The sequence below is a fragment of the Spiroplasma ixodetis genome (assembly GCF_059729505.1).
On record NZ_AP038353.1, the window covers coordinates 755,964 to 781,598 of the forward strand.

At 25.1% G+C, this 25,635-nt stretch carries 29 protein-coding genes and 5 pseudogenes; 21 read left to right on the top strand and 13 right to left on the bottom strand.

The genetic code is table 4. The annotated features are described in order from the left end of the window. Nucleotides 1–14: 14 nt before the first annotated feature. The 3 genes from AC6I4F_RS04950 (at nt 15) to AC6I4F_RS04960 (ending at nt 1,632) form a co-directional block, all read left to right on the top strand. Complete coding sequence (locus AC6I4F_RS04950) at nt 15–794, top strand: Pr6Pr family membrane protein (RefSeq protein ID WP_497872982.1); 780 nt, start codon at nt 15–17, stop codon at nt 792–794. A gap of 104 nt (nt 795–898) precedes the next feature. Beyond that, nucleotides 899–1,273, top strand: a complete 375-nt coding sequence (locus AC6I4F_RS04955; protein ID WP_497872983.1) for a class II fructose-bisphosphate aldolase — start codon at nt 899–901, stop codon at nt 1,271–1,273. A 200-nt stretch (nt 1,274–1,473) separates the two neighbouring features. Then, a complete protein-coding gene (locus AC6I4F_RS04960) occupies nt 1,474–1,632 on the top strand; it encodes a hypothetical protein (protein ID WP_497874668.1) in 159 nt (52 codons plus the stop codon). 240 nt (nt 1,633–1,872) lie between these two features. Here AC6I4F_RS04960 and AC6I4F_RS04965 read toward each other — a convergent pair whose 3' ends face one another. The 11 genes and pseudogenes from AC6I4F_RS04965 to AC6I4F_RS05015 form a co-directional block, all read right to left on the bottom strand. Further along, nucleotides 1,873–3,006, bottom strand: a complete 1,134-nt coding sequence (locus AC6I4F_RS04965) for a site-2 protease family protein (protein WP_497872984.1) — start codon at nt 3,004–3,006, stop codon at nt 1,873–1,875. Between the two features lie 24 nt (nt 3,007–3,030). Further along, nucleotides 3,031–4,044, bottom strand: a complete 1,014-nt coding sequence (locus AC6I4F_RS04970; RefSeq protein ID WP_497872985.1) for a phosphatidate cytidylyltransferase — start codon at nt 4,042–4,044, stop codon at nt 3,031–3,033. A 34-nt stretch (nt 4,045–4,078) separates the two neighbouring features. Next, nucleotides 4,079–4,621: a ribosome-recycling factor gene (locus AC6I4F_RS04975; RefSeq protein ID WP_497872986.1), complete on the bottom strand. Its 543-nt coding sequence runs from the start codon at nt 4,619–4,621 to the stop codon at nt 4,079–4,081. A 135-nt stretch (nt 4,622–4,756) separates the two neighbouring features. Further along, nucleotides 4,757–5,005, bottom strand: a complete 249-nt coding sequence (locus AC6I4F_RS04980; RefSeq protein ID WP_497872987.1) for a hypothetical protein — start codon at nt 5,003–5,005, stop codon at nt 4,757–4,759. Between the two features lie 192 nt (nt 5,006–5,197). Beyond that, the gene (locus AC6I4F_RS04985; RefSeq protein WP_497872988.1) at nt 5,198–5,836 is read right to left on the bottom strand and encodes a hypothetical protein; all 639 of its coding nucleotides are present in this window, start codon (nt 5,834–5,836) and stop codon (nt 5,198–5,200) included. Beyond that, complete coding sequence (locus tag AC6I4F_RS04990; RefSeq protein WP_497872989.1) at nt 5,809–6,045, bottom strand: hypothetical protein; 237 nt, start codon at nt 6,043–6,045, stop codon at nt 5,809–5,811. Before AC6I4F_RS04990 ends, AC6I4F_RS04985 begins: the two co-directional genes overlap by 28 nt. A 384-nt stretch (nt 6,046–6,429) precedes the next feature. Further along, nucleotides 6,430–7,014, bottom strand: coding sequence for a hypothetical protein (locus tag AC6I4F_RS04995; protein WP_497872990.1), 585 nt, complete (start codon nt 7,012–7,014; stop codon nt 6,430–6,432). Beyond that, nucleotides 6,980–7,123, bottom strand: coding sequence for a hypothetical protein (locus AC6I4F_RS05000; RefSeq protein ID WP_497872991.1), 144 nt, complete (start codon nt 7,121–7,123; stop codon nt 6,980–6,982). The genes AC6I4F_RS04995 and AC6I4F_RS05000 overlap by 35 nt, the downstream gene beginning before the upstream one ends. Nucleotides 7,124–7,459: 336 nt before the next feature. Beyond that, nucleotides 7,460–7,654, bottom strand: a pseudogene (locus AC6I4F_RS05005) (IS3 family transposase); the annotation flags it as partial. Between the two features lie 112 nt (nt 7,655–7,766). Continuing rightward, on the bottom strand, nt 7,767–8,267 hold the full coding sequence (locus AC6I4F_RS05010) for an IS3 family transposase (RefSeq protein ID WP_497872992.1): 501 nt from the start codon (nt 8,265–8,267) through the stop codon (nt 7,767–7,769). Between the two features lie 223 nt (nt 8,268–8,490). Then, entirely contained in the window at nt 8,491–8,631 is a 141-nt protein-coding gene (locus tag AC6I4F_RS05015) for a hypothetical protein (RefSeq protein WP_497872993.1), read from the bottom strand. A gap of 502 nt (nt 8,632–9,133) precedes the next feature. On the opposite strand from AC6I4F_RS05015, the gene nusA reads away from it, so the two are divergent. The 5 genes from nusA to AC6I4F_RS05040 all read left to right on the top strand — a co-directional run bounded on the left by nusA (nt 9,134) and on the right by AC6I4F_RS05040 (nt 14,108). Further along, nucleotides 9,134–10,309 carry a transcription termination factor NusA gene (nusA, locus tag AC6I4F_RS05020; protein ID WP_497872994.1) on the top strand — a complete coding sequence of 392 codons (1,176 nt, stop codon included), beginning with the start codon at nt 9,134–9,136 and terminating at the stop codon, nt 10,307–10,309. Between the two features lie 18 nt (nt 10,310–10,327). After that, a complete protein-coding gene (gene rnpM / locus AC6I4F_RS05025; RefSeq protein ID WP_497872995.1) occupies nt 10,328–10,618 on the top strand; it encodes an RNase P modulator RnpM in 291 nt (96 codons plus the stop codon). 27 nt (nt 10,619–10,645) lie between these two features. Beyond that, nucleotides 10,646–12,475, top strand: coding sequence for a translation initiation factor IF-2 (infB, locus tag AC6I4F_RS05030; protein WP_497872996.1), 1,830 nt, complete (start codon nt 10,646–10,648; stop codon nt 12,473–12,475). A gap of 1 nt (nt 12,476) precedes the next feature. Beyond that, a complete protein-coding gene (gene rbfA, locus AC6I4F_RS05035; RefSeq protein WP_497872997.1) occupies nt 12,477–12,836 on the top strand; it encodes a 30S ribosome-binding factor RbfA in 360 nt (119 codons plus the stop codon). A 153-nt stretch (nt 12,837–12,989) separates the two neighbouring features. Then, nucleotides 12,990–14,108 carry an agmatine deiminase family protein gene (locus tag AC6I4F_RS05040; RefSeq protein WP_497872998.1) on the top strand — a complete coding sequence of 373 codons (1,119 nt, stop codon included), beginning with the start codon at nt 12,990–12,992 and terminating at the stop codon, nt 14,106–14,108. Nucleotides 14,109–14,391: 283 nt separating this feature from the next. On the opposite strand, the gene AC6I4F_RS05045 is transcribed toward AC6I4F_RS05040, so the two are convergent. Together AC6I4F_RS05045 and AC6I4F_RS05050 are read right to left on the bottom strand one after the other, a co-directional pair. Beyond that, the gene (locus AC6I4F_RS05045) at nt 14,392–14,592 is read right to left on the bottom strand and encodes a hypothetical protein (RefSeq protein WP_497872999.1); all 201 of its coding nucleotides are present in this window, start codon (nt 14,590–14,592) and stop codon (nt 14,392–14,394) included. A gap of 471 nt (nt 14,593–15,063) precedes the next feature. Next, a pseudogene (locus tag AC6I4F_RS05050) lies at nt 15,064–15,171 on the bottom strand (hypothetical protein); the annotation flags it as partial. Between the two features lie 224 nt (nt 15,172–15,395). Here AC6I4F_RS05050 and AC6I4F_RS05055 point away from each other — a divergent pair. The 13 genes and pseudogenes from AC6I4F_RS05055 (at nt 15,396) to AC6I4F_RS05115 (ending at nt 25,620) form a co-directional block, all read left to right on the top strand. Continuing rightward, on the top strand, nt 15,396–16,043 hold the full coding sequence (locus tag AC6I4F_RS05055; protein ID WP_497873000.1) for an endo-beta-N-acetylglucosaminidase: 648 nt from the start codon (nt 15,396–15,398) through the stop codon (nt 16,041–16,043). Between the two features lie 394 nt (nt 16,044–16,437). Further along, the gene (locus AC6I4F_RS05060) at nt 16,438–17,502 is read left to right on the top strand and encodes an alpha/beta hydrolase (protein ID WP_497873001.1); all 1,065 of its coding nucleotides are present in this window, start codon (nt 16,438–16,440) and stop codon (nt 17,500–17,502) included. A 285-nt stretch (nt 17,503–17,787) separates the two neighbouring features. Then, nucleotides 17,788–17,913 carry a hypothetical protein gene (locus AC6I4F_RS05065; RefSeq protein ID WP_497873002.1) on the top strand — a complete coding sequence of 42 codons (126 nt, stop codon included), beginning with the start codon at nt 17,788–17,790 and terminating at the stop codon, nt 17,911–17,913. A 109-nt stretch (nt 17,914–18,022) separates the two neighbouring features. Further along, nucleotides 18,023–19,262 (top strand): annotated as a pseudogene (locus tag AC6I4F_RS05070) (IS256 family transposase). A gap of 92 nt (nt 19,263–19,354) precedes the next feature. Further along, nucleotides 19,355–19,804: pseudogene (locus AC6I4F_RS05075) on the top strand (lipoate--protein ligase family protein); the annotation flags it as partial. Nucleotides 19,805–19,819: 15 nt separating this feature from the next. Next, nucleotides 19,820–20,203, top strand: a complete 384-nt coding sequence (locus AC6I4F_RS05080) for a lipoate protein ligase C-terminal domain-containing protein (protein WP_497874669.1) — start codon at nt 19,820–19,822, stop codon at nt 20,201–20,203. Nucleotides 20,204–20,432: 229 nt separating this feature from the next. Beyond that, nucleotides 20,433–20,600 (top strand): hypothetical protein, encoded by a 168-nt coding sequence (locus AC6I4F_RS05085; protein WP_497873003.1) that lies wholly within the window; start codon nt 20,433–20,435, stop codon nt 20,598–20,600. Between the two features lie 36 nt (nt 20,601–20,636). Continuing rightward, a pseudogene (locus AC6I4F_RS05090) lies at nt 20,637–20,932 on the top strand (oxidoreductase). Nucleotides 20,933–21,017: 85 nt separating this feature from the next. Beyond that, nucleotides 21,018–21,218, top strand: a complete 201-nt coding sequence (locus AC6I4F_RS05095) for a hypothetical protein (protein WP_497873004.1) — start codon at nt 21,018–21,020, stop codon at nt 21,216–21,218. 167 nt (nt 21,219–21,385) lie between these two features. Beyond that, nucleotides 21,386–21,826: a peptide-methionine (R)-S-oxide reductase MsrB gene (gene msrB / locus AC6I4F_RS05100; RefSeq protein WP_497873005.1), complete on the top strand. Its 441-nt coding sequence runs from the start codon at nt 21,386–21,388 to the stop codon at nt 21,824–21,826. Between the two features lie 273 nt (nt 21,827–22,099). Then, a complete protein-coding gene (locus tag AC6I4F_RS05105; protein WP_497873006.1) occupies nt 22,100–23,257 on the top strand; it encodes a thiamine pyrophosphate-dependent enzyme in 1,158 nt (385 codons plus the stop codon). Between the two features lie 2 nt (nt 23,258–23,259). After that, a complete protein-coding gene (locus AC6I4F_RS05110) occupies nt 23,260–24,300 on the top strand; it encodes an alpha-ketoacid dehydrogenase subunit beta (RefSeq protein ID WP_497873007.1) in 1,041 nt (346 codons plus the stop codon). A 30-nt stretch (nt 24,301–24,330) separates the two neighbouring features. Beyond that, complete coding sequence (locus AC6I4F_RS05115) at nt 24,331–25,620, top strand: dihydrolipoamide acetyltransferase family protein (RefSeq protein WP_497873008.1); 1,290 nt, start codon at nt 24,331–24,333, stop codon at nt 25,618–25,620. Nucleotides 25,621–25,635 lie beyond the last annotated feature (15 nt).

Here is a 25,635-nt window from a genome sequence, read left to right on the forward strand (position 1 = left end):
TATCTGCATTAATAATGATAATTTTATTTTTAATTATTGATTTAATTAGTGCAATATATTATCCAATGAAAAAATTTAAACATTTAGGATATGGTGAACGAGTAAGTAACTACTATGCTTTTTTTACTACTGAGAGTAATTATATGGTTGTTATTTATTTTTGTGTTTATTTATTTGATTCTTATTTTCGTGGTACTAAACCAAGTTTTCAAACTCGATTAGCAGTTGCTGTTTATATTACTATTACGATGCTAGTATTTTGAATAGGTATTTTTACTGCTGAACAAGATTCAAAACAATACAGTGCTTATAATTGAATTGCAACATTAATTTTACATTTATTAATGCCAATAATTATGATTACTAGCTTTATTGTTACGTCAGGTCATCAATATATTAATATGAAACAACAACATAAAATATATTTATGATTAATTGTTATTTATCCAGCAATTTATTGTATTGTTATTCTAATTAGAGGTCATTTACGTTATTTAGATTATCAAGATACTATCAGTAAGGGCTTAGTCCCTCATCCACCAAGAGATACATGATATCCATATTTTTTCTTTGATTATTCAAATGGAGAATATGGATGATTAATTGCTGCTATTGCCGTTGTTTTTGTTTTTGGTTTAGTTTTCAGTTTACAATATTTTTATATTTGAATTAATAACTTAATGTTCAAACGTTATCAAACTTCTGAACATCGTTTATATGATTTTTATCAAAAAATATTACGTCAACTTAATAAAAAAAAGAAAATAAAAATTAAAAAGAAAAGAAAAAAGTAAAAATTTAAAACATATCTTATATTCCTTACATGATAAATATTATTGATATAATTAAATAAAAAAGAAAAGTTAAGTGATTGTAATTGAAAATTAACTTGAAAACAATGTTAAAACATGCACAAATTAACAAATACGCAATCCCAAGTTTTAACTTTGATAATTTAGAAATGTTAATTGCAATTACTAATGCAGCCGAAAAACAAAAAGCACCAATATTTTTAATGATAACACCTAACACTATTAATTGTATTGATTTAAAATATGTACTTGCTATTATTAATAATGTTATTAATCGTGCAAAAGTACCAATTTTTTTACAACTAGACCACTGTCTTGATCCACACTTTATTAAAACTAAAATTACATCTGATTTTAGTTCAGTTATGTTAAATTACAGTAACTATCCAATTAAAGAAAATATTGAAAAAACCAAAGATATTGTTCATTTTGCTGCTCCTTTGGGTATTATTGTTGAATAAGAGATTTTTTACAATAATACAAAAGGAGATATTACTAATGATATTAATTTAATTGAACAAGCAATATTATTTAGAAATTAAACTAATATTAATGGTCTTGTATTTACTGCTATCAATAGCCATCATCAAGATAATAGACAAGATTTAAAAATTTCTCTAATTAAAGAAATTGCTATTAAAATGCCTGAAATTTTTTAGTATTACATGATAATATTACTATTAATGATGAACAATTAACTATAGCAATTAAAGCTGGTATTACTAAAGTTAATATTAGTAGTGATTTAAGAAAGATTTACGTTGAAAGTCTAAAAAAAGTTTGCAAACTAATTCTAATTTGTCTAATCTTAATACATTAACAGAAAATGCAATGATAGATATTCAAAAATTTGTTGAAGAAAAAATAATTCTCTTAGGAGCAAATAATCGATATAAATTTTATTTTTTATACTTATAAAGTATATTTCAAAATAAAATAAAAAGCGAACAATATTGTTCACTTAAAATAGTTACTATTTTTTTAAAATATAAATAATTAAGAAAATTGCTCAAAACTTTTTCATTCAAATTTATTATCCTATTTATAATAGGATTTTATTTTAAAGTAAATAATTAAAAAAAATATCTTTAATAGTAATAGCAATAAAGATAACTAAAAATAATATAGCTCCAGCAATAGTAACAATAATTTTATATTTTTCATTTAATTTTTTTCTTGTTACTGCTTCAACTGCATTTTCAACAAATTTATAACCATCCAATGGCGGAATTGGTAACATATTTAATAAAAATAAATTAGATGATAATAATGCTGATCAACGAAAATATGTACTTGCTGCTTGTGTTGATGATAAATCAGGATTTAAAAAACTATTAGTTGATTTAACAATACCAACAGGTCCTGATAAATTTTGTCAATGAAAAGTAACTAATTGTCCCAATGCTTGTAAAAGACTGTAACTATCTTTAAAACCATCAATGATACCATTAATAATAACTTGTCCTGCATTTAAATAATAACTACCTTGACTAACACCAATGAATAGTACTCCTTTTTGTTCTACTGGTTTAAAAGTAACATTTTTATCATCTTTATTATCAAAAGTAATTTCGTAATCAGCAATAACTGTACCATTAGTAGTCTTTTTATTATATTTACTTAATCATGCTTCTAAATCATAATATGATTTAATTGATTGTTTAGATTCAATATCACCAGTATTATAAATACTAGTAATAGCATCAGTATCTAAAATTTTAAAAGTTGGATTATATTCATTATATTTTTGAACAGTTTCATATAATGGTCCTGTTGTTGCATAAGTTGGTGGCAAGTTAGGATCATATTTATGTGGATAAATTCCATATCCGATCATTAATAAAATAAAAGCTAATAATAAATTCATTAGTGGACCTGCACTAATGAAAACTGCTTTTTTACCAGGTTGCAAGTTTTCCATCATTCGTTTACTATCAATTACTTCATCTTCTCGTCCTTTAGGAGCATCAGCAATTTCTGAAGCAATAGAAACATAACCACCCAATGGTAATAGTCTTAAAGTATAACGTGTTTCTTTTTTACCTCACTGCAAAAGTTTTGGTCCCATACCAATAGCAAATTCATATACATATGCTCCTGATAATTTAGCAATTACAAAATGAGCAAATTCATGCAAGGTAATTAAAAATAATATTGTAAATAAACCAATTAAAATGGCTAAAAATATATACATAACTTCATCCTTAAATTTTATATATTAAGCAATAGCTTCTAGAGTAATTAGAGAACCAAAAATAACTACTGTTGAAAATGAATCTAAACGATCTAATAATCCTCCATGTCCAGGTAGAATATTTGAAAAATCCTTAACATGATAATTACGTTTCAAATAAGAAAATAATAAATCACCCATTTGACTAACGATTGAAAGAATAAAACTAGTAGCAAAATAAGCAATATAGATTGGTGCTTTACTATTAACTTCTAAAAAAGGCAATGGATTATAATTACTTGTTTCTAAAAAAATAATCACTGTTATCATACTTAAAATAATTGCTGTTATTAAACCGGTAATAGCACCTTCTCAAGTTTTATTTGGTGATATACTTGGTGCCATTTTTGTTTTACCATAAATTATACCACCAATAAAAGCACCAACATCATTAGACATAACAATAATGAATAAAAACAATAATGTTGGTCATCCTAGTTTTGAAAGTTTAATTTCTGATAACATTAAAAAATTAACAGCTTTAACAACAAATACTAAATAAATAATTCAAGTAAAAATAAAAACAACATCACTTAATTGAAAATTTTTACTTCGTCAAGTAATTAAAAGAAAAATACAAATGAAAAATAATAAAGTTAATAAAGTCATTCAAGTTTCAAATCAATAATGATTATAAATATATCGGCCAAAAGTTTTCTTACCAAGTGGAACTCATAAAAGTATGACTCCTGTTAAAATTATAAAAATTTTAAGTACAACTGATCAATTTGATTGTTTTCTTAAATTAATAATTTCTCATAAACAATCAACAAAAATTAAAGTATTAATTATCATAAATGTATAGGCTGATCACTGTGGTTTATTACCAAAAATTGGTTCTAAATAAACTGCGCCAATAAACATTCATAATATGGCACAAGCAATTAACATAAAACTTGTAAGAATACGATTTCGATAGGTTCTAAAAAAATTACTAAGTTTTGCAAAAAAAGAAACTTTAGATTTTATATTTTCTTTATTTATTATCTTTTTTTTCACAATATTTAACCCCTAACTATTTATTGCTTTATTGCTAAATTTTCATTAAATCGGCTTTTTTATTGTTTTCTATTAATACAAGTTCTTTAATTTTACTATCAGTTAAATCTTGAATTGTAGTTTCTGCATGCTTTTCTTGATCTTCTGGTAATTTTATTTTTTTCAGATTTTGAACAGCATCACGTCGACAATTACGGATTTTAACTTTATATTCTTCAGTTTTTTTACTCAAATCTTTAACTAAAGATTTACGAACGTCTTCTGTTAATTGTGGGAAAATTAAACGTATATTCTCTGCTTCGCTTTTAATTTGTAATTTCAAATCAACTTTTGTAACAGCTTCTGTAATGTCTTTAATTAAACTACGATCATATGGTTTAATTAATAATTGATGTGCTTCTGCTACTTTAACTTGCGCAATATTACTTAAACTATCAACACCACCATAACATTTAACATTAACTCCTTCTAAGATATTAGGATTAACTCTTCCGGTGCGAATTTTGTTAATTTCATTTTTATAACGTAAAATTATTTCATTCATCAGATTTGTGGCTTCTAAAATAATAACTTCCATATTTGTTTTCCTCCTAGTTAATAATTTTAAGTTGTTTTTAAATCAAACTATAAAAATTATATAATAATTTTTATTAAAACCAATGGAAAACTATTTAAAAAAATAAAAAACATCATTAATTAATGATGTTTTTTATTAATATCTTTGGATTTTATTTTCATCATTTTTTAAATCAACTAATATAAAAATACCACCAATAATACCTAATGCAGCACCAAAGATAATTCTTAATATTGCTAAAGCAATTTTTTGATCAGTAGTCGCTTCACCTTTACTTACTTTTTTGTATAAAATAAAACCGGGTATTGTTCATAATAAAGGAATTATAAAAATTGATTCTAAAATAAAAATAATAAATATTAATATACTTCCTGCTTTTAACATATTTTTTCTCCTTCTTTAATTTTTATAATTAATAATTTTAAAGTTTAGTTTTTTAACTTATAAATGTTATAACTTTAATTTCTTCTGATTTCAAATTTCTAATTATTAATAATTTTCATTTGTATTAATATTAACAAAAAAATATGATAATTAACAATAACTGTCATTATATTTTTTAAAATATTTAATGATTTAAACAGTTGGTGGTATACCACAATCTATTCTAGGTAAAAGATGAACACCACCAAAATATATTGCTAAATAAACTTTTAAATTTCTAAAATTTCCTGTTACTAATGGACCATCATCAACTCTAGCATGGAACTGAGTACTAACATTTGTATTAAATATTTGAACTAGAGAATCAAATTGTTTTTGTTTACTTTCTGAATTTATTACTAATTTAAAATCAGCAACAGACTCACCTTGTTTAAATCCTTGCGTAGCAGTTAATTTTAAAGCATTTTTATCACTAATAAGCTCAGTAATAACTATCTTTGAAATGTTTAATCCAGAATTTTTAGCAGTATTGATAGTATAAGATTTTACTACACTATCATCATCTTTGCTTATAATATCAATTTGACAAGTACCAGCAAGAACTTTAAAATCAGTTCCTGTATTATTTTCTTCAGTTTTACCCGCTTCAGTACTTGTAATTTTTGCAGATAGGGTAGTAATTTTTTTAAAATCATCAGATGAATATTCTTCATTTTCACTACCACTTGTAATTCCTAATTCTTTCAAAAATGCTGCAGCATCAGAATCTTTTGCTTGATTTGGATTTCTAATTTCGTTTGCGTTTAATAAACTGTTTTTAAAATTAGTCATCATAATTTTTGTGTCATCAGCCTCAATTGAATACTTTTCTTTACCAGTAGTTTCATCTTTTTGTCACTATATCAGTCTAATAATTTTGCATATTTACCATTTAATATTGGTCCTTTTGTTTCAAAATCACAGGCAACAATTGAACTTGCTACAGTTGTAATTAAAGTAGTAGCAGCCATTAATCGTAATAATGTTTTTATATTTTTCATATAATGTTTTCTCCCCTTTTAGATAATTTTCTAAAAAATATAAATTATTTTCTGCTATTTATTATATATTCTTCTTGATTTGAAACTATTTTTATAATTTTAATTATTAATAATATTTTTTAAATGATAAAAAATAATATAAATTAAAAAAGATTGCAATTACAATCTTTTAAAATATATTTAAACTTGTGGAGTTCCAAAATCTAGAGTAGTTGTAACTTTTACTTCTCCGAATTTTACGGTTAAGTATACTTTTTTAACTGCATACTTAAGTATCGCTGTTTGACCTTGAGTATCAGAAGTTCAAACTAATGATACTTTATCTTTACTAAATAAGTTAACTAAATAATTATATAGATTTTTTTCTTTAGAATTATCAGTTTTTTAAGGTAAAGACTTAAGTACATCTTTGTCTTGTTCAAATCCATTAGCTTTAGTTAAATCTAATTTTGCTGATTGTACAAGCGTACCTACTTGAGTAGGAACACCTAATGTATCTTTCTTAAGAGTATTAATAGTATATTTTTTTACAGATTTGGAATCTTCTTTAGTTGCCTTATCAATAATATTAATTTGACAAGTACCAGCAGCAACATTAAAATCAGTATTTCCACTATTTGCTTCAATTTTACCTGCTTCAATACTTTCAACTTTTGCAGATAAAGCAGTAATGCCTTTAACATCATCAACTGAATAAAACTTCTTGCTATCAGGTGTAAATCCTAAATCTTTTAAAAAGGCTGAAGAATCGTCACTTACTGCTTGAGATTTATTAGAATCAGCACTATCACCTGCTTTTAATAATTTTTCATTAAATTTAGTTGCTGTAATTTTTGTATTATCAGCAGCAACAATAGCAATTGAATAATTTTCTTTACCAGAAACACTTTCATCCTTTTTTAGTTCTTGCTTAATTGTACTTGTATTTTCATCACTATATCATTGTAGGTAATGTTGCGTATTTGCCATTCAATGCTGGCGCTTTTGTTTGAGTTCCACATGCAACAACTGAACTTGCTGCAACTGTTGTTAAAGCAGCAGCACTCATTAATCGTAGTAATGTTTTCATGTTTCTCATATTGTTTTTCCCCTTTAGATAATTTTTCTGAAAAATATAAACTATTTTCTGTTCTTAATTATACATTCTTTTTTATTTGGTGTTCTTTTTATAATATTTTTCATTAGAAAGTGTTATTTTGCTTTTTTTAAAAAAAATAATTGCAAAAATGTTACGATTAAATTTTTCATTAACTGAACATTCTTATTATTTTTTATATTTAAAAATTAAGAACAGAAAATAAAAATACATTTTTTTAATTAAAATTTCAAAGAAAGAAAATTACTAGAAAAATTAATTTATTTAGGATTTTATCCCTTTATGTACTATTTTTAAATTTTGGAATAGCAACTTTTTTTAGGACTTTTTTTTGGTAGACATTTGTGCTTGGTGTTTTATGGGAGTTAAGTAGTTTAGAGTGCTGTGGATTATTATGTTATTGTATCAATTGATATAAGCAAATAATTCTAATTTTAATTGGATTAATGATGTAAAATTTTTATCATTAATAAACTTTGTTTTGAAAGTTTTGAAAGTCGCTTCAGCAACAGCGTTATCATAAGGACAAACTTTTTTTGCTTAAAGAGCGGGTAATATTGAAGGCTAATAAAAGTTTATCAATAGTTTTATTATTAAATTCATTACCGCGATCGCTATGAAATATTTAAATATTTTTTAAACAACGATTTGAGCACATAAATGCTTGATATACTAATGATGCATCTTTTTTAGTACCTACACTATGTCCAATAATTTCGCGATTGTACAGGTCGATTAATAAGCAAATATAGTTTCATTTACCATTAACTTGAACATAAGTTAAATCACTAACAATAACTTCATTTTTAAGCCTATTATTAAAGTCTCTATTAACAAGATTAGTAATTTGACTATCATTGACTTTATTATGATAATTTTTGTATGATAATTTAGTGTATTTTGATATTAAATTATGTTTATTCATAATTTTTTTAATTTTTCGTCTTGATAAATTAATTTTCTTTTCTTTTAGAACAACTTTTAATCTTCTTGTTCCATAAGCTTCTTTATTTTCTTTAAAAGCACTAATAACAACTTCATCATACATATTATTTTGAATTTTATCTTCTTTTTTCTTGAAATTAAAATAATATGTTGATTTAGAGATTTTTAAAAAACGACACATTGTACGAATTTTATATTTAAGTTTATTTTTGATAATAATTTCTATTTTCTGCCTATTATTAGTGCTGATTGCTTTAAAATATCATTTTCCATTCTTAATTGTCTTAATTCTTTTCTTAATTTAATTAATTTACTATAATTATAAAACTATAAAATAATTTGTCAAATTTTGAAAACATTATTTATGTAAATTAGACACACTTTTTGATAATTCAAAATTAATTTTATATGCCTAGTTTCTTTTTTTCTTTTTCTTCAACAGAACGGTTATCTTTGGTTTTAAAACTGCCTGAATTAGTAAATTGCTTAATTCAATTATAAGTAGCTGCTCTTGTAACATTGTACTCTTTAGCAAGACAAGACACTGACTTACCACTTTGATATAAAACTACTATTTATTTTTTAAATTAATCTGAATATGAGTTAATATTGGCCATAATTATAACTCCTTTCTTTTAACTAATTTGTTCACTTGTCTACGTAATTAGTGTCTAATAAAGTGTAACCCATCCAGTTATATCTTTCAATGATAATATAACAAAAACAATTACGACTATATAAATAATTATATTTAATCAATTTAAAACTTGAAAATTACCATTAATATAATGAAAGATATTTCTACAATATAATTTACGATAATAAAAGTCTATCATTTAATAAATTTCTATTGTTTTCAAATTAATAATATTGTATAATGAACAATGAATTAGAATTATAGCAAGACAGCTACCAGCTGTCTTTATTATTTCTAGTGTAATATATTTTATTTTTTTATTTAAGTATATTTTCATTTTGAAATAAATCTATTTCAAATAATATTAAATAATAAACAACAATGTTTATAAAAAACAAGGAGGAGAAAAAGTGGACAAAGAAATTAGTCAAATCATTTTAAATGCCATAAATGAAATTTCTGAAGAAAAACAAATAGCAAAAGAAGATATCATTGAAGCTTTAAAAGAAGGACTAAAAAAAGCATATGAATATCAAAGTCATCGTGATGATAGTACAAATATCAGAATTGAAATTGATCAAAATAAAGGTACTATTAAAATTTTAAAGGATTTAATTGTTGTTCCAAAAGTTGAAGATCCTGAATTAGAAATTGCACTTTCAACTATTAAAACAAAGAATCCCGGCTTAACAATTGGTGATACATATACGCAAATAATTCCTAGTGATCAATTCTCTCGTTTATCAATTTTTAAAGCCATTCAAGTAGTTAAACAATCAATTCGTGAAGCAGAAAAAACATCAATTTATGATGAATTTATTGATAAAAAGGATCACATATTAATTGGTACTATTGAAAGAGTTGAAGAAACTTATATGTTAATTAAAATTGGTAGAGCCTATGCTTTCTTACCAAAACAAAATCAAATCCCTAGTGAGAACTTACCAAAAAATAAACCAATTGCTAATAATACTTATATCAAATTTTATGTTGAAGATATTATTAAAAATAAAAACTATGGTCAAATTTTAGCATCAAGAACTCACGTTAATTTTTTACGTTGTTTACTAGAATTAGAAGTTCCTGAAATCGCACAAGGCGTAATCGAAGTTAAAGATATTGCTCGTATTCCTGGAATTAGAGCTAAGGTTGCAATTGTTAGTCATGATCCAAGCATTGATGGTATTGGTGCATGTATTGGCCCAAAAGGCGAAAGAACAAAACTAATTACGCAAGAATTAAGTGACGAAAAAATTGACATTATTGCCTGAAATCCTAATATAAAAGAATATATAATTAACGCTTTAACACCAGCTAAAGTTATTTCAATTGATATTAATGAAGAAGAAAAACAAGCAAATATTATTGTTCCTACTGAACAATTATCATTAGCTATTGGTAAAAATGGTATGGCTGCTAAATTAGTTGCCGGTGTAACTCACTGAAATATTAATATTACTTCATTAGAACAAGCAAATGAAAATAATATTAAATTTACTTGAAATGGTAATATTAAAGAAAGTGAATATGAAAAGTTTATATCTGAATTATTAAAAAAAATGCAATGAAAAAATAAAAATCAATAAACAATAAAGTAGGTCATTATGAATAAAATACCTTTAATTCAAAGTAAAAAAATACCAATGCGTAAATGTATAGTTACAAATACTATTTTACCTAAACGTGAATTAATTAGAATTGTTATTAATAAAGAAGGACAATTATTCATTGATAAAACTGGCAAACAAAATGGTCGAGGTTCCTACATCCAACCTAAACTTGAATTAATACCTTTGCTTATTAAAAATAAGGCATTAGAACGAGCATTAAAAACAAAAATTCCAAATGAATTTTATGAACAATTAATTAATGAAATTAAAAAAAATTGAGATTAATTTTCCCAAGCGAAAGGCGGGATGCAAATGGCAAAAAAACGAATATCTCAACAAACACAAAATATTAATCAACAACTAAAACAAAAAACATCTCAAATTAATGAAAAAGGAGTATTTTTATATAACGAACCATTAACTATTTCAGAATTTGCTAAAGCATTGCATCATCCAGTAACTGACATTATTAAATACTTCATGAAACAAGGCAAACTATTTAATCAAAATCAAATATTAACTCAAGAATTAATGTTTGAAATTTGTTTGGAATGAAATATTGATTTTGAAAAAACTAAAGTGGTAACATATGAAAACTTATTAGAAAATATTAATCTTGAAGATGATAAAAAAAATTTAGTAACTCGACCACCTGTTGTTACAATTATGGGCCATGTTGATCATGGAAAAACAACACTATTAGATACTATCCGTAATTCTAAAGTTACTAATCAAGAACACGGTGGTATTACTCAACATATTGGTGCTTATCAAATTAAAACTAATAATAAATTAATTACTTTTATTGATACCCCAGGTCACGAAGCATTTACTGAAATGCGTTCACGTGGTTCTAAAATTACTGATATTGTTGTTCTAGTAGTTGCTGGTGATGATGGTGTGATGCCACAAACTCGTGAAGCAATTGACCATGCAAAAGTAGCTGGCGTTTCAATTATTGTTTTTGTTAATAAAATAGATAAACCAAATGTTAATACTGATCGCATTATGAATGAACTAGCTAATTGTGATTTAACTAGTGAAGAATGAGGTGGCGATACTATTTTTGTTTATGGTAGTGCTTTAAAAAATCAAGGAATTGATGAATTATTAGAAGCGATATTAGTAATTGCTGAATTAAAAGAACTAAATGCTAATCCAAATCGATTTGCTAATGGAACTGTTATCGAATCTCATCATGATAAAAATGTTGGTTCAATTTGTACTTTATTAATACAAGGTGGAACACTAAAAGTTACTGATATTGTAGTTGCGGGTAGTGTTAAAGGAAAAATTAAACGCCTTATTAATGATACTGGTAAAATAATTACTAAAGCCGGACCTTCAATGCCTGTTCAAGTTTTAGGATTTGAAACAGCCCCTACTCCTGGTGAATCTTTTATTGTTTTTAATGATGATAAATTAGCAAGAAAAGTAGCACTAGTACGACAGACAGAAGAAACAAATAAAATTAGAAATAATCGACAAATTAGTTTAGGTAATTTAACACAAGATGTTGCTACAGGTGAATTAAAACAAATTAATGTTATTTTACGAGCAGATACTCAAGGTTCAGTGCAAGCAATCGTTCAAGCAGTAAATAAAATTAATGTTAATGATATTACTGTTAAGTTTATTAGAGCAACTATTGGTGGTATTAGTGAATCAGATATTAAACTTGCTCAAACTTCAGGAAGTATTATTTATGGTTTCAATGTTAGCCCCAATCATGTTATTCGTGAAGTTGCTAACAATGCCGGTGTTGAAATTAGATTACATAATATCATTTATAAAATAACTGAAGAATTAGAATTGGCTGCTAAAGGTTTATTAGAACCAACTTATGAAAATAAAATTCTTGGTCAAGCACGAGTTATTAAAACTTTTCATTTTTCAAAATTAGGAACAATTGCTGGTTGTGTTGTCATTAATGGTTTCATTCAACGTAATAGCAAAGTTCATATCATTCGTAATGATGTTGTTATTTATAACGGTGAAATCAGTGGTTTAAAACATGAAAAAAATGATTTAAAAATTGCTAAAAAAGAAACTCAATGCGGCATTACTATTAGAAATTTTAATAACTTAAAAGAAAATGATATTATTGAATCATATTTAGTAGAAGAAGTGGAGACAAAATAGGATGTCTATCATTAAATTTGAACAACAAGAAAGTTTATTAAAAAAAGAAATTACTAATATATTAAAAAAAGAATCAAAAAATATTCTTTTCAAAGATATCACTATTACTAATGTAAAAATAACAAAAGATAACAGTTATGCTACCATTTATTGAGCAGTTTACTTAGATAATTTAGATATTAAAACCATTAGTAATGCTTTAGAAAAAGCGAAAGGTTTTTGTCGAAGCGCACTTGCTAAAACAAGTAATAAATATAAAGTTCCAGAATTACGCTTTAAATATGATAATACCAACACTAGAGTTAAAAACATTGAAAAAATATTAAAAAATATTAAAAATAATAATTCTTCAAATGAATAAAAAAAATTAAAATTTTTTTTATAATAATTATTTAATAATTACTATAAAACACTATTTAAAAAAATAAAATTATTATTATAATAAAAAAGGAATCATCAATAAAATAAGGGAATTATTCAGTAGCTACTAAGTAAGAAAGGAAAGCTACTATTAATGGCACAAAAAAATTATTCAACACCAAATAGTGATGATTTTTATGTTATTCCTGAATTTTTAGAACATCAACAATGTTGAATGGCATGACCAGAAAGAACCGATAATTGAAGATTAGGTGATAAACCAGCACAAGAAAAAATAAGTAAAATTGCTGATATTATTAGTGAACATGAACATGTAAATATGATTGTTAGTAAAAATAAATTTAATAATGTTAGAAATTTATTAAATAAAAATATTTCAATTATCGAAATTTCTACTAATGATTGATTTATTCGTGATTATGGTCCAATCTTTCTTCAAAATAAAGAAACAAAGAATATTAGAGGCTTAAAATTTAATTTTAATGCTTGAGGTGGAGAAATAGCAGGTATTTATTCACCTTGAAATGATGATGATATGGTAGCATACAAAATATTTGAACTACAAAAAATTGATTACTATTTCCTACCAATCATTTTAGAATCTAGCATGATTATGTTAGATGGTAAAGGTACTTGTTTTGCTAGTTATGAAGGTATTTTGTGCCAAGAACGTAATCCTAATTTAGCACAAGAACAAATAGAAATGTATTTAAAAGACTATCTAAATGTTGTAAATATTATTTGAATACCTTATGGATTACCATATGATGAAACCAAAGGAAGATTAGATAATATCATGTGTATAGTTGATAGTAATACTATTTTATTAAGTTGAACAGAAAATACTATTGATGATCGTTATCTTGCTGTTAAAAATTGTTGAGATGTATTATCAAAATCAATAAATGCTCATGGCAAAAAATATAAAATTATAAAAATTACTCTACCAAAAAATGACATTCGTAATAGTGATGATATTAAAATGATTGATTTTAACATTTATCATAATCGTATCCTAGCAAATCAAAAACTTGTCACTAGTTACCTTAACTTATATATAAGTAACAAAGTTGTTATTATTCCTACTTTCAATGATGAAGAAAGCGAAACTAAACTTCTAGATATTTTATCAAAAACAAATGTATTTAATAATAAACAAATTTTTTTATTTGATGCTCGAGAACTTATTCTTGGTAAAAGTGGTATTCATAGTTTAATTTGTTATCAACCAACTTTAATATCTACTACATAATTTTATAAAGTTTTATCTTATTCTTTATCTTTAAATTAAAAAATATAAAATTTAAATTATTTTTTTTCTAACTCTTAAAAAATATCTAAGAAAAGTATATATTTTTTTAAAAAAATAAAATATATAATCATAAAAAATCACTCTTATAAAAAGAGTGATTAATATTAATTTAAACTAAACTAAATCACAGTATATCGTGAATCTGAAAAATGCTCACTTACTGATGGTTGTGTTTCATTGATTTCATTTATATTAAATGAATTAAATTTTTTAAATAAACCATTTAAATTTGTTTTTTTGCTTCAGTTATTGCTTGTTGCTCTAATAAATATTTTATATCATTTTCAGGATTATTAATAACAACTCCATCTTCAACTGGAATGGCAACCTTTTTTAGGACTGTTTTTTGGTAGACATTTGTGCTTGGTGTTTTATGGGGGTTAAGTAGTTTAGAGTGCTGTGTATTTTTATGTTGTTGTATCAATTGATATAAGCAAATAATTATAATTTTAATTGGATTAATTATGTAAAATTTTTATCATTAATAAACTCTGTTTTGAAAGTTTTGAAAGTTGCTTCAGCAACAGCGTTAGCATAATGACAACTTTTTTTGCTTAAAGAGCGGGTAATATTGAAGGCTAATAAAAGTTTATCAATAGTTTTGTTATTAAATTCATTACCGCAATCGCTATGAAATATTTGAATATTTTTTTAAACAACGATTTGAGCACATAAATGCTTGATATACTAATGATGCATCTTTTTTAGTACCTACACTATGTCCAATAATTTCGCGATTGTACAGGTCGATTAATAAGCAAATATAGTTTCATTTATCATTAACTTGAACATAAGTTAAATCACTAACAATAACTTCATTTTTAAGCCTATTATTAAAGTCTCTATTAACAAGATTAGTAATTTGACTATCATTGACTTTATTATGATAATTTTTTTATGATAATTTAGTGTATTTTGATATTAAATTATGTTTATTCATAATTTTTTTAATTTTTCGTCTTGATAAATTAATTTTCTTTTCTTTTAGAACAACTTTTAATCTTCTTGTTCCATAAGCTTATTTATTTTCTTTAAAAGCACTAATAACAGCTTCATCATACATATTATTTTGAATTTTATCTTCTTTTTTCTTGAAATTAAAATAGGCTTTTATCCCTTTATGTACTATTTTTAAATTTTATCACATAAACGGAGATAAAAGCCAATATTAATTATAATCAACTAGGATTTTCAACACGAAAACATCGTACTTTTGATAATACAATAGTGGGGACAAAAAATCTATTTGAAAATACACCATTAAATTGACAATATACTAATTATTTTATTAATTGATCAGGTTCTTGATTTGAAGGGCCAATTGTTCCACCATCAGCTGATGTTATTGATATTGCACACATTAATGGAACACCAATATTTGGTAATCTTTTTCTTGATGGATATCATGGTTTAACAAAAGAAATGTTAAAAGATTTTCTTAGCAAAAATAGTGATGGTACTTATAAAATAGTTGATATTTTAATTAATATTGCTAATTATAATGGCTTTGATGGTTGATTTATTAATAATGAACCAAACGGCGCTGCTCCCAATGGTACAGTTTTAGATTATAATGTTATGGCCGAAATTATTAAAGAATTTAATTATAAAGTAGTTACTGCTAGTGATCCAAATATTCAAGAATTAAAAATAATTTTTTATCGTAATGGTGCTACAGTTTCAAAAAGTGTTAGTTGATATAATGATATAGAAACATTAAAAATGGCAGATAGTGGTTATCGTAAAACTAATGGTGAAGTTACACCAACTGATATTAAATTAACTTTACTCACCCGTAATCCAATATTCTTTATACCTAATTTATTTCTATCATTTCTAATGATATCAATAGGTAAAACAACATTTTTAACATAACAAGCATAAAAAATTTTTTTAACATAAAAATTATATGAAATATTCATTTAAAATCATTCCTGGTCAGAATTTTTAATAAAATTAAATGATTTATAAATAAATATTAAATAAATATTAAATATAAATCTTATAAAAATTATAACATAAAAAAATATCATTAATAAAAATTAATGATAGTAACAAAAATGATACTTAACAAATTGAATAATATATTATTTTTATAATTAAAAAAAGAAAAATTATGAAATTTAAAAACAGATCTTGAAAAAAAATATTTTTTAAGGAAAATTAGATTGTAACAAAAAAAAGACACGGTACATAAGAAATAAAACTAGTTATTTTTTTAATCAAATATGGATTTGATAAAAATTTGTTAGATAGGAGAGACTGGGAAATGAAGGTAATAAATGTTTTTGTTAGTGACGAAATTTTAATGAATGGTTATCAAAAATTTTGTTATTCTTTTAGCAAAATTTTATTAGTTATTTTATTATTTCCTTTTGTTTATTTTTATTCAAAAAAATATCAAAAACAATTTTTTAAATTTTGTTTTACTTATCAAAAAGAAGGAAATATTAAAATTAATGATGATCAATTAGTTGATATTAATAGTTTTGATTATCATTATTATGATTGTAAGATTAAAGAACTTAATAAATATGGTTATCCAATTGATTGAAAAAAAGAAAATTATCAAGAATTTGTTATTAAAAATAATAATAATGAAGATATTAGTTGTTTAGCTGTTATTCAAAAAAATAAAAGTAAGAAATGAGTTATTGGTTTTCATGGTTGAACTGAAAATAAATATTTAGCTTTAAGGTTAGTGTCTTGATTTTATCAAGAAGGATATAATATTTTAACATTTGATAGTGTTGCTCATGGTAAAACTTATGGTCAATATAGTGATACTGGTCTTACTTGTGCGCAAGATGTTAATTGTTTAATTAATTGATTAAAGACTAATTATCAAGTTGAAACAATTGGTTTAATTGGTAATAGTATGGGTGCATCAACAATTAATTATTATTTGTTGAATTATGCACCAATCAGTTCAATTAATTGAGCAATTATTGATTGTGGATTCTCTAATTTACTTGTTCAATTTCGTTACGTCATGCAATATCGTTATAAAAAACCTTGATGATTAATTAGTAATGGTATATCTAAAAGATATCAAAAATTTACAAATACAAATATTTTAGAATATGATTTATTAAAAAAACTAAAAACAGGATTTAAATTTCCTACCTTATTAATTCATGGTAAAAAAGATCATTTTGTCCCATTTTTCATGTCAAATGTTATTCATAATTTTCAAATTAAAGGTAATAATAAAAATTATAATTATTTATTTTTAGAAAATATTGGTCATGTTGAAACTTTGCCAAATGCTCATCAAACTTATATTAATGAGATAAAAAATTTTATCAATAAATATGAAATGAATAATAATTAGATAGAGTTAAGAAAAGTTACTATAGTCTTAATTTATTCATTGAACATTTCTTATTTTATTTTAGGGGGTAAAAAATGAAAAAAAATCCAAATTGTTTAATAATAGAAAAAAAGATAATATATACATAATTAGTCCTACACCCAAATTACAAGATGATATGGGTATGGCGTGTTATGTTAAATATAATACAGAAAATGATGTAGTTAATAAAAATGATTTAGTATTAACAGTAGAGGCTTCAAAAGCTATTTTGCATGCGCGCGCATTCCACTAACAGTAAAGGTTTTGGAATATAATCAAAGAGCAATTGAAAATCCAACTCTTTTCAATTCAAAAAAGTCTAAAGATAATTTAATTTTGAAATTAACAGATGTAGTTGAAAAAGAATTTTTAGAACTTGAAGATAATTAAAATTGATTTACAAACTTAATAAAATTGGAAGAATATTATGATTTTAATTGAACCTAGTTTAATTAATTCTAGTAAATAAAATTAAATAACTAGAAAGAGTGAGTTACGTATGTCTAAAAAACAAAATATTAATAATAATGATCCAATATCAAAAGCAGTAGATTTATTATTAGAAAATACTGAGGATTTAACAACCGTATTTAAAGAGGGAAGTTTATATAAAGAATTAACAAAAAGATTAGTTGAAAAAATGTTGAATTCTGAAATGCAAAATTATTTAGGATATGAAAAAAATCAACATAATAATAGTGATAATGCTCGCAATGGTATAAATTCAAAAAAATTAATAACCAAACAAGGTAAAATTGAGATTAATGTAACACGAGATCGTAATAGTAATTTTGAGCCAGTAATAGTTTCAAAAAGACAAAGAAGATTTGATGGTTTTGATCAACAAGTTCTTTCATTATATGCCAAAGGCATGACTTTATCAGATATTAGAATGCAGTTACAAGAGTTATATCATGGTGCTGATATTAGTGAAAGTGTTATTAGTCAAATTACTGATGATGTTATTGATGATGTTAAAGCATGACAAAATCGGCCATTAGAAAGTGTTTATCAGATTGTTTATTTTGATTGTATAGTAGTTAAAGTACCACAAGATAAACGCATTATTAACAAATCAGTTTATATAGCATTAGGAGTTGATTTAGAAGGTAAAAAAGATTTTTTAGGTTTATGAATTAGTGAAAATGAAGGTTCTAAGTTTTGATTATCTAATTTCACAAAAATGAAAAATCGAGGCTTAAATGATATTCTTATTGCTTGTAGTGACAATTTAACAGGAATGTCAGAAGCAATACAATCAGTTTATCCTAAAACCGAACATCAATTATGCATAGTTCATCAAATTAGAAATAGTTTAAAATATGTTTCATACAAACATAAAAAATCACTAGTTACAGATTTAAAACTAATTTATAGTGCATGTAGTGAAGAAGAAGCAATGCAAGCTTTAGAAACTTTTGAAAGTAAATGAAATAAACAATATCCTCAAATTGCTAAATCGTGATATAAAAATTGAGATAATTTAATGGTTTTTATTAGTTATCCTGCAGAAATCAAAAGAGTGATTTATACAACAAATGCTATTGAATCTGTTAATAGTCAATTACGAAAATTTATTAGAAATAAAAAAGTTTTTCCAAATGATATGGCATTTTTCAAAATATTTTACTTAGCAATTGAAAATATAACAAAAAAAATGAACAACGCCCATTCAAAATTGAAATACAGCAATTGCTCATTTTATGATAAAATTTGAAGGCAGAATTAATCTGAACTAGTAACTTTGTAAAACAAAGATACACAGATTATTAAAAAGCCTCTTCAATTGGGATATTTTCAAAATCCAGAGGTTGAAGTTAATAAATAATATTTGGATAAAAATAATATTCCAGTTGTGCGTCGTGATACTGGAGGAGGAACTATTTTTATTGATTCAAATTCAGTAAATTTTTGTTTTTTAATTCCATTAAATTCTAATACTAATTAGATTTATGCTAATTACCAAGAATTCTATAAGACAATTATAAAAGTGCTTAAAGATATGGGGATTAAAAATATCATGCAAAGTGGAAAAAATGATTTGACAATTAATCGTAAAAAAGTTTCTGGAGCAGCTATGTTAAAAGAAGAAAATATTATTTATGGTGGTTATTCATTACTTTATGATATTGATTTGGATGCTATGATCTTGGCACTTAAACCAAGTCGTAAAAAAATTGAATCAAAAGGAATTAAATCAATTAATCAAAGAGTAGATAAATTAAAAAATCACCTTAATGAACAATTCAAAAAATTAACTATTTTTGAGTTTAAAGATGAAATTATTAAACGATTGATGAATGTAGAAAAAATAGCAGATGTTGAACGATACGTTTTATCAAATGAGCAATGACTAGAAATTGATAAGTTAGTTGATCAAAAGTATAAGAATTGAGAATGGTTTTATGGTTTAAGTCCCCGCTATCAATATAATCGTGAAGCACGTTTAGAAATTGGAACAATGAATATTTCATTAATAATTGATAATGGTAAAATTAAAAGTTGCAAAATTAGTGGTGATTTTTTTGCTACAAAAGATTTAACTATTTTTGAGAAAGGTCTTGAAGGTACTAAAATGATTAAACAAGATTTAAAAATAAAATTACAAGAATTGGATATTTATTCATATTTTTTAAAGAAAATAGATAATGACCAATTGTTACAATTAATTTTGAGTTAACATAAATAAAAAATATTATAAGTTATTTTCACCAATTACCTTAAATGTTTCTAGTTATGATGGTTTTGCTATTAAAGAAGATATTGATTATGCTCTTAAAAGAGCTCATAGTGCATACTTAGCGATATCTAGTGCTGCTTATATTAATTTAGAGGGACAAATTTTTGAATTTGGTTTTTCTGCTGCTAATGACGAACATATTGATTCATTATGAGAAGTTGCTAATGCTATGAAATCAAAAGGTGCAAAAGCTATTTTACAGTTAGCACAACATTCAGGTCGTTTTTCTATAATTAGTTTAAATCGTTTAGGTTATGTAGTTGGACCTTCTAAACGATCTTTTATGTATCCTTTTCCACATGAAGTTCAAGAACTGAGTATTAAGCAAATCAAATAATTAATTAAAGATTATCAAAAAGTTACCTTAAGGGCTATTGAAGTTGGTTTTGATGGTGTCGAAATTTCTTCAGCACAAAAACTTTTAATTCAAGCTTTTTTTCAGTAATTAGTAATCAAAGAAATGACATTTATGGTAATCAAAATTTAGAAAATCGTTCACGTTTGGGATTAGAAATTTTACAAGCAGTAAGAGAAACAATTGATAAGCACGCTAGTGAAAATTTTATTTTAGGATATCGATCTACAGTTGAAGAAACTAGAAGTCAAGAAATAGGTTATCTAATTGAAGATTTTTTTACAATTCATGGATCAGGTATTAATAAGCATTAAAATTGATTATTTAGCACTAGCCAGTTGGGGAAGAAATATATATAAATATAAAGTTCAATCTCAGGGGAAATATTTTAATCAATTAGTGAATAAAGTTGTTTATAAACACATTAATCAACGTATTCCTGTTATTGTGAGTGGTGGTATAAATAGTCCTGATAAATGTTTAAAAGCCTTAGAATATGGGGATATGATATGATTATCTTCTGTTTTTGTAGCCGAACCTGATTTTGTTAGAAAAATAAAAACTATGCAAATTGATAAAATTAATTTACATATTACTTAAAAAGATATTGAAAAATTAGCTATTCCTAAAGTTGCTTTTAAGGAAATGGTTAAACTTATGGATTATGGTGAAAGTTTACCTAAAGATACTAGGGATGAGTTAAGAAAGTTAGAAAATAATTATTCAACTAAAAATTAATATTTTGTTTAGAAAAAGGTAATAAAAATATGAAACAAAAATGAAAAATTAAAACTATTAATGAGTTAACTACTTTACAATATGAGGTCATTATAAATTTAGTAACGGAACTTCCTTTTAAAAATAAATATTGAGATAATAAGGAAAAGGGAATTTATGTCGATATTTTATCAGGTGAACCATTATTTGCATCATCAGATAAATGTAATTTTGGTCATGGCTGACCAAGTTTTACAAGACCAATTAGTGAAATAGTTATCCTTAAAAAGGAAGATAACACTAACCTAATGTTGCAGCATACTGAAGTACGTTCTAAAAAAACTGATATTCATTTAGGGCATGTTTTTAAGGATGGTCCACAAAAAGAAGGCGGTTTACGCTATTGTATTAATTCAGCATCTTTACGTTTTATTCCATTATCAGAAATAATTACAGAAGGATATGAAGAATATTTATCTTACATTAAATAAAAATATTTTTATTGTATATTTATTATCTTGATAATGTTTTATGATTATAAATTTTATTATAAAGCCCTAATAAAATTAGGGCTTTATGTTGTAAAAAATAAATAAACAACGATATTAATAAAACAGGAGATAAATTAATATTTTAGTACAAATTATCTTGAACCAACAATTATTAGTAGTATAATGAAAAGGTATGTTCATTCATTATTTTAAAAATTAGTATAATTAAAAGTGTAACTGCAATTAACTAAAATATTTAGGAGGAAAATTTAAATGTGAGTTGAGAAATTTGATAATCCCCAAAAAGAAATTTTTCAAATATTAAATGAAAAAGGAGTAATTAATCCTAATTTTGTTGATTATTTAAAAAAATTTGATAGTAAGGTTTTATTAAAAGCATATGAAAACATGTGTTTTTCACGAATACAAGAACAAATGCAAATGAAATTAAACTATGAAAAAGATGAAAAAGGACAAGTTAAATTAGTAAATGGAATTCCAAAAGTAATCGGAAAAGTTATTAACTTTTTATCTTCAAAAGGTCAAGAAGGTGTTGAAGTTGCTTATGCTAGTTGTTTACGACCAGGTATTGATTGATTAGTACCAGCCTATCGTAATAATGCAGCATGAATTACTGCTGGATATCCAGTTGAAAAAGTAATTCAATATTGATTAGGAAATGAAATGGGAAGTCAAATGCCGAAAGGTGTTAATATTTTACCAGTTAATATTCCAATTGCTACTCAATATTCACATGCAACAGGTATTGCTTTTGCTGAAAAATATAAAAAAGATAAAGGAATTGTTATTACTACGATTGGTGATGGTGGTACTTCTGAAGGTGAGTTTTCTGAAGCAATTAATTTTGCTGCTATCCATAAATTAGCTGTTGTTTTCTTTGTTGAAAATAATCAGTGATCATTAGATACACCAACTGCTAAAGCAACAATGAGTCCAACTTTTGCACAAAAAGGAACAGCATTTTGCGTACCTAATATTCGTGTTGATGGTAATGATTTTTTTGCTGTTTATTATGCTACACAAGAAGCAATTGAAAGAGCAAATAAAGGTAATGGTCCTTCATTAATTGAAGCTGTTACTTATCGTCAAAATGCGCATTCTGCTTTTGATATTAAAAAAGATTATTTTTCTGCTGAAGATTATAAAATTGAACAAGAATGATTAAAAAAAGATCCAATTGATCGTATTAGAGAATATTTAAAATCAATTAAACTTTGAGATGACAAGAAACAAGCAGAATTAGATAAACAAATTACTAAAAAAGTTAATGATGCAATTACTTGAGCATTAAAAAATGAAAATGTTTCAATTGATGAAATATTTGATTATACATATGAAAAATTAACACCACAATTAATAGAACAAAAAGCAGAAGCAAAATTTTTCTTCAATGAAGGAGAGAAAAAATAATTATGAAAAGAAATAATGTGCAAGCTATTACTTTAGCCTTAGAATTAGCAATGAAAAAAAAACCTAATGTTGTTGTTTATGGTGAAGATGCCGGTAATGTTGGTGGTGTTTTTCGAGCAACTAAAGGTTTACAAGCAAAATTCGGAGTTAATCGTTGTTTTGATGCACCAATTGCTGAAACAGTTATTGCTGGTAGTGCCGTTGGAATGGCAATTAATGGTTTAAATCCAATTATTGAAATGCAATTTTCAGGATTTGCTTTCCCTGCTTTTCAACAATTGTTATGTCATGCTGCACGAATGAGAAATCGTTCTCGTGGTAGATTCACTTGTCCAATGGTAGTACGTATGCCTTCATATGATTGAAATAATGGTAATAATGGTGCTTTGGAGCATCATTCAGAAGCAATTGAAGCTTTATTTTGTCATATTCCAGGTTTAAAAGTAGTTATGACTTCAAAACCTAATGATACTAAAAAATTATTATTGGCAGCAATTGAAAGTCCAGATCCTGTTATTGTTTTAGAATGTTTAGGAACTTATTTCAATAGTTATACTAGCAATAATTATACATATGATGTTAGAGAAGAAGTTAGTGATGGTTATGAAGTGGCTGTTCTTGGTAAAGCTAAAGTTCTTAAAGAATATAAGTCTGAAGAAAAACCTGATTTAACGATTGTAACTTATGGTTCAAAAGTTTATGATTGTGAAGCTGCTGTTAAAATTTTAGAAGAAAAAGAAAATTTTAAAATTGAATTAATTGATTTACAAACATTACAACCATGAGATGAAGAAACAGTTGTTAATTCTGTTAAAAAAACAAGAAGATTATTAGTTGTTTCAGAAGCGGTTCGTTCATTTTCAGTTGCTTCAGAAATTATTACCGTTGTTAATGAAAAGTGTTTTGAATATTTAGAATGTCCTCCAACAAGATTAACAGGTTATGATATTACTGTTCCACTGTCTAAAGGTGAAAAATGATTTATAATTAGTCCAGATAAAATTATAAAAAAAGTTAAACTAATGATGAATTATCCAGTTTAGTTAGTTGTTTAAAGAAAGGAAAGTGAAAAAATGGAATTGAAGTTTAAAGATATGGATGGAATCGATGAAGTTACTGTAACTCAAATTCATGTTAAAGTTGGAGATAATGTAAAAAAAGGTGATAATGTTGTTGATATTGAAGCAGATAAAGCTTCAGATAGTATTAAATCCGAAGCGGATGGTAAAGTTTCTAAGATTCTTGTTAAAGAAGGAGATAGTATTAAATCAGGTGCTGTTATTGTTGAGTTTGGTGGAACGATTAGTGATAATAAAAGTCCTTCTTCACCAAAATCTGAATCAGTTGCTAGTAAATCTACAGTATCACCAGTTGAATTACCAAAACAAAATGTGCAACCTATTCAACAAACGGGTAAAGTATTAGCAACACCATTAGCACGTAGAATGGCTCGTGACTTAGGTGTTGATATGGGAACAATTAAAGGAACTGGTCCTCGTGGTAGAATTTTAAAAGATGATTTATTAAATGCCAAGAATGGTGGTACAACAACTAGTGCTACTGCATCAACAACACCTATTAATTCAATATCTTCAGTTTCTGCGACAACTATTAGTTCACAAGGTATTAATGTTACTAAAATCGAAAGTTTTGGTAATATTGAACATTTACCATTATCAGGAATTCGTAAGGCTGTTGCTAATCAAATGTCATTGTCAATTTATACAGCACCACATGTTAGTTTAATGATTAATGTTGATGCTGAAAACTTAGTACAATTACGTGCAACTTTAAAAGAACCAGCGAAAAAAGATCCAGATGGTGGTGCTAAATTAACATTTATGCCATTCTTTGTAAAGGCTGTTGCTAAAGCGTTAAAAGAAGAACGATTTAAATTACTTAATTCAACTTTCAACATGGCTAATAATGAAATTCTTGTTAAAAAATATTATAACATTGGTATGGCAGCTGATACTGAAAAGGGTTTAGTAGTTCCTGTTATTAAAAATGCTGATCAACTTTCATTATTTGAAATAGCAAGACAAGTTAATTCATTAGGTGATAAAGCTCGTAAGGGGCTATTAAAAGGTGATGAAATGCAAGGTGGATCATTTACCATTACTAATTTTGGTTCAGCAGGAATTGAAATGGGAACACCAGTTATTAATTATCCAGAGGTAGCAATTTTGGGTCTAGGGATGATGCAAAAAAAACTAATTATTGCTGATGGTAAAATTGTTGAACATAAGTTCTTTCCATTATCACTTTCAATTGATCATCGTGTTATTGATGGTGCACCTGCTGGTTATTTCCTTTCTCGACTTAAAGAGTTATTAGAAAATCCAACATTAATTTTAGCTTAAGGAGAAAATGTAAAA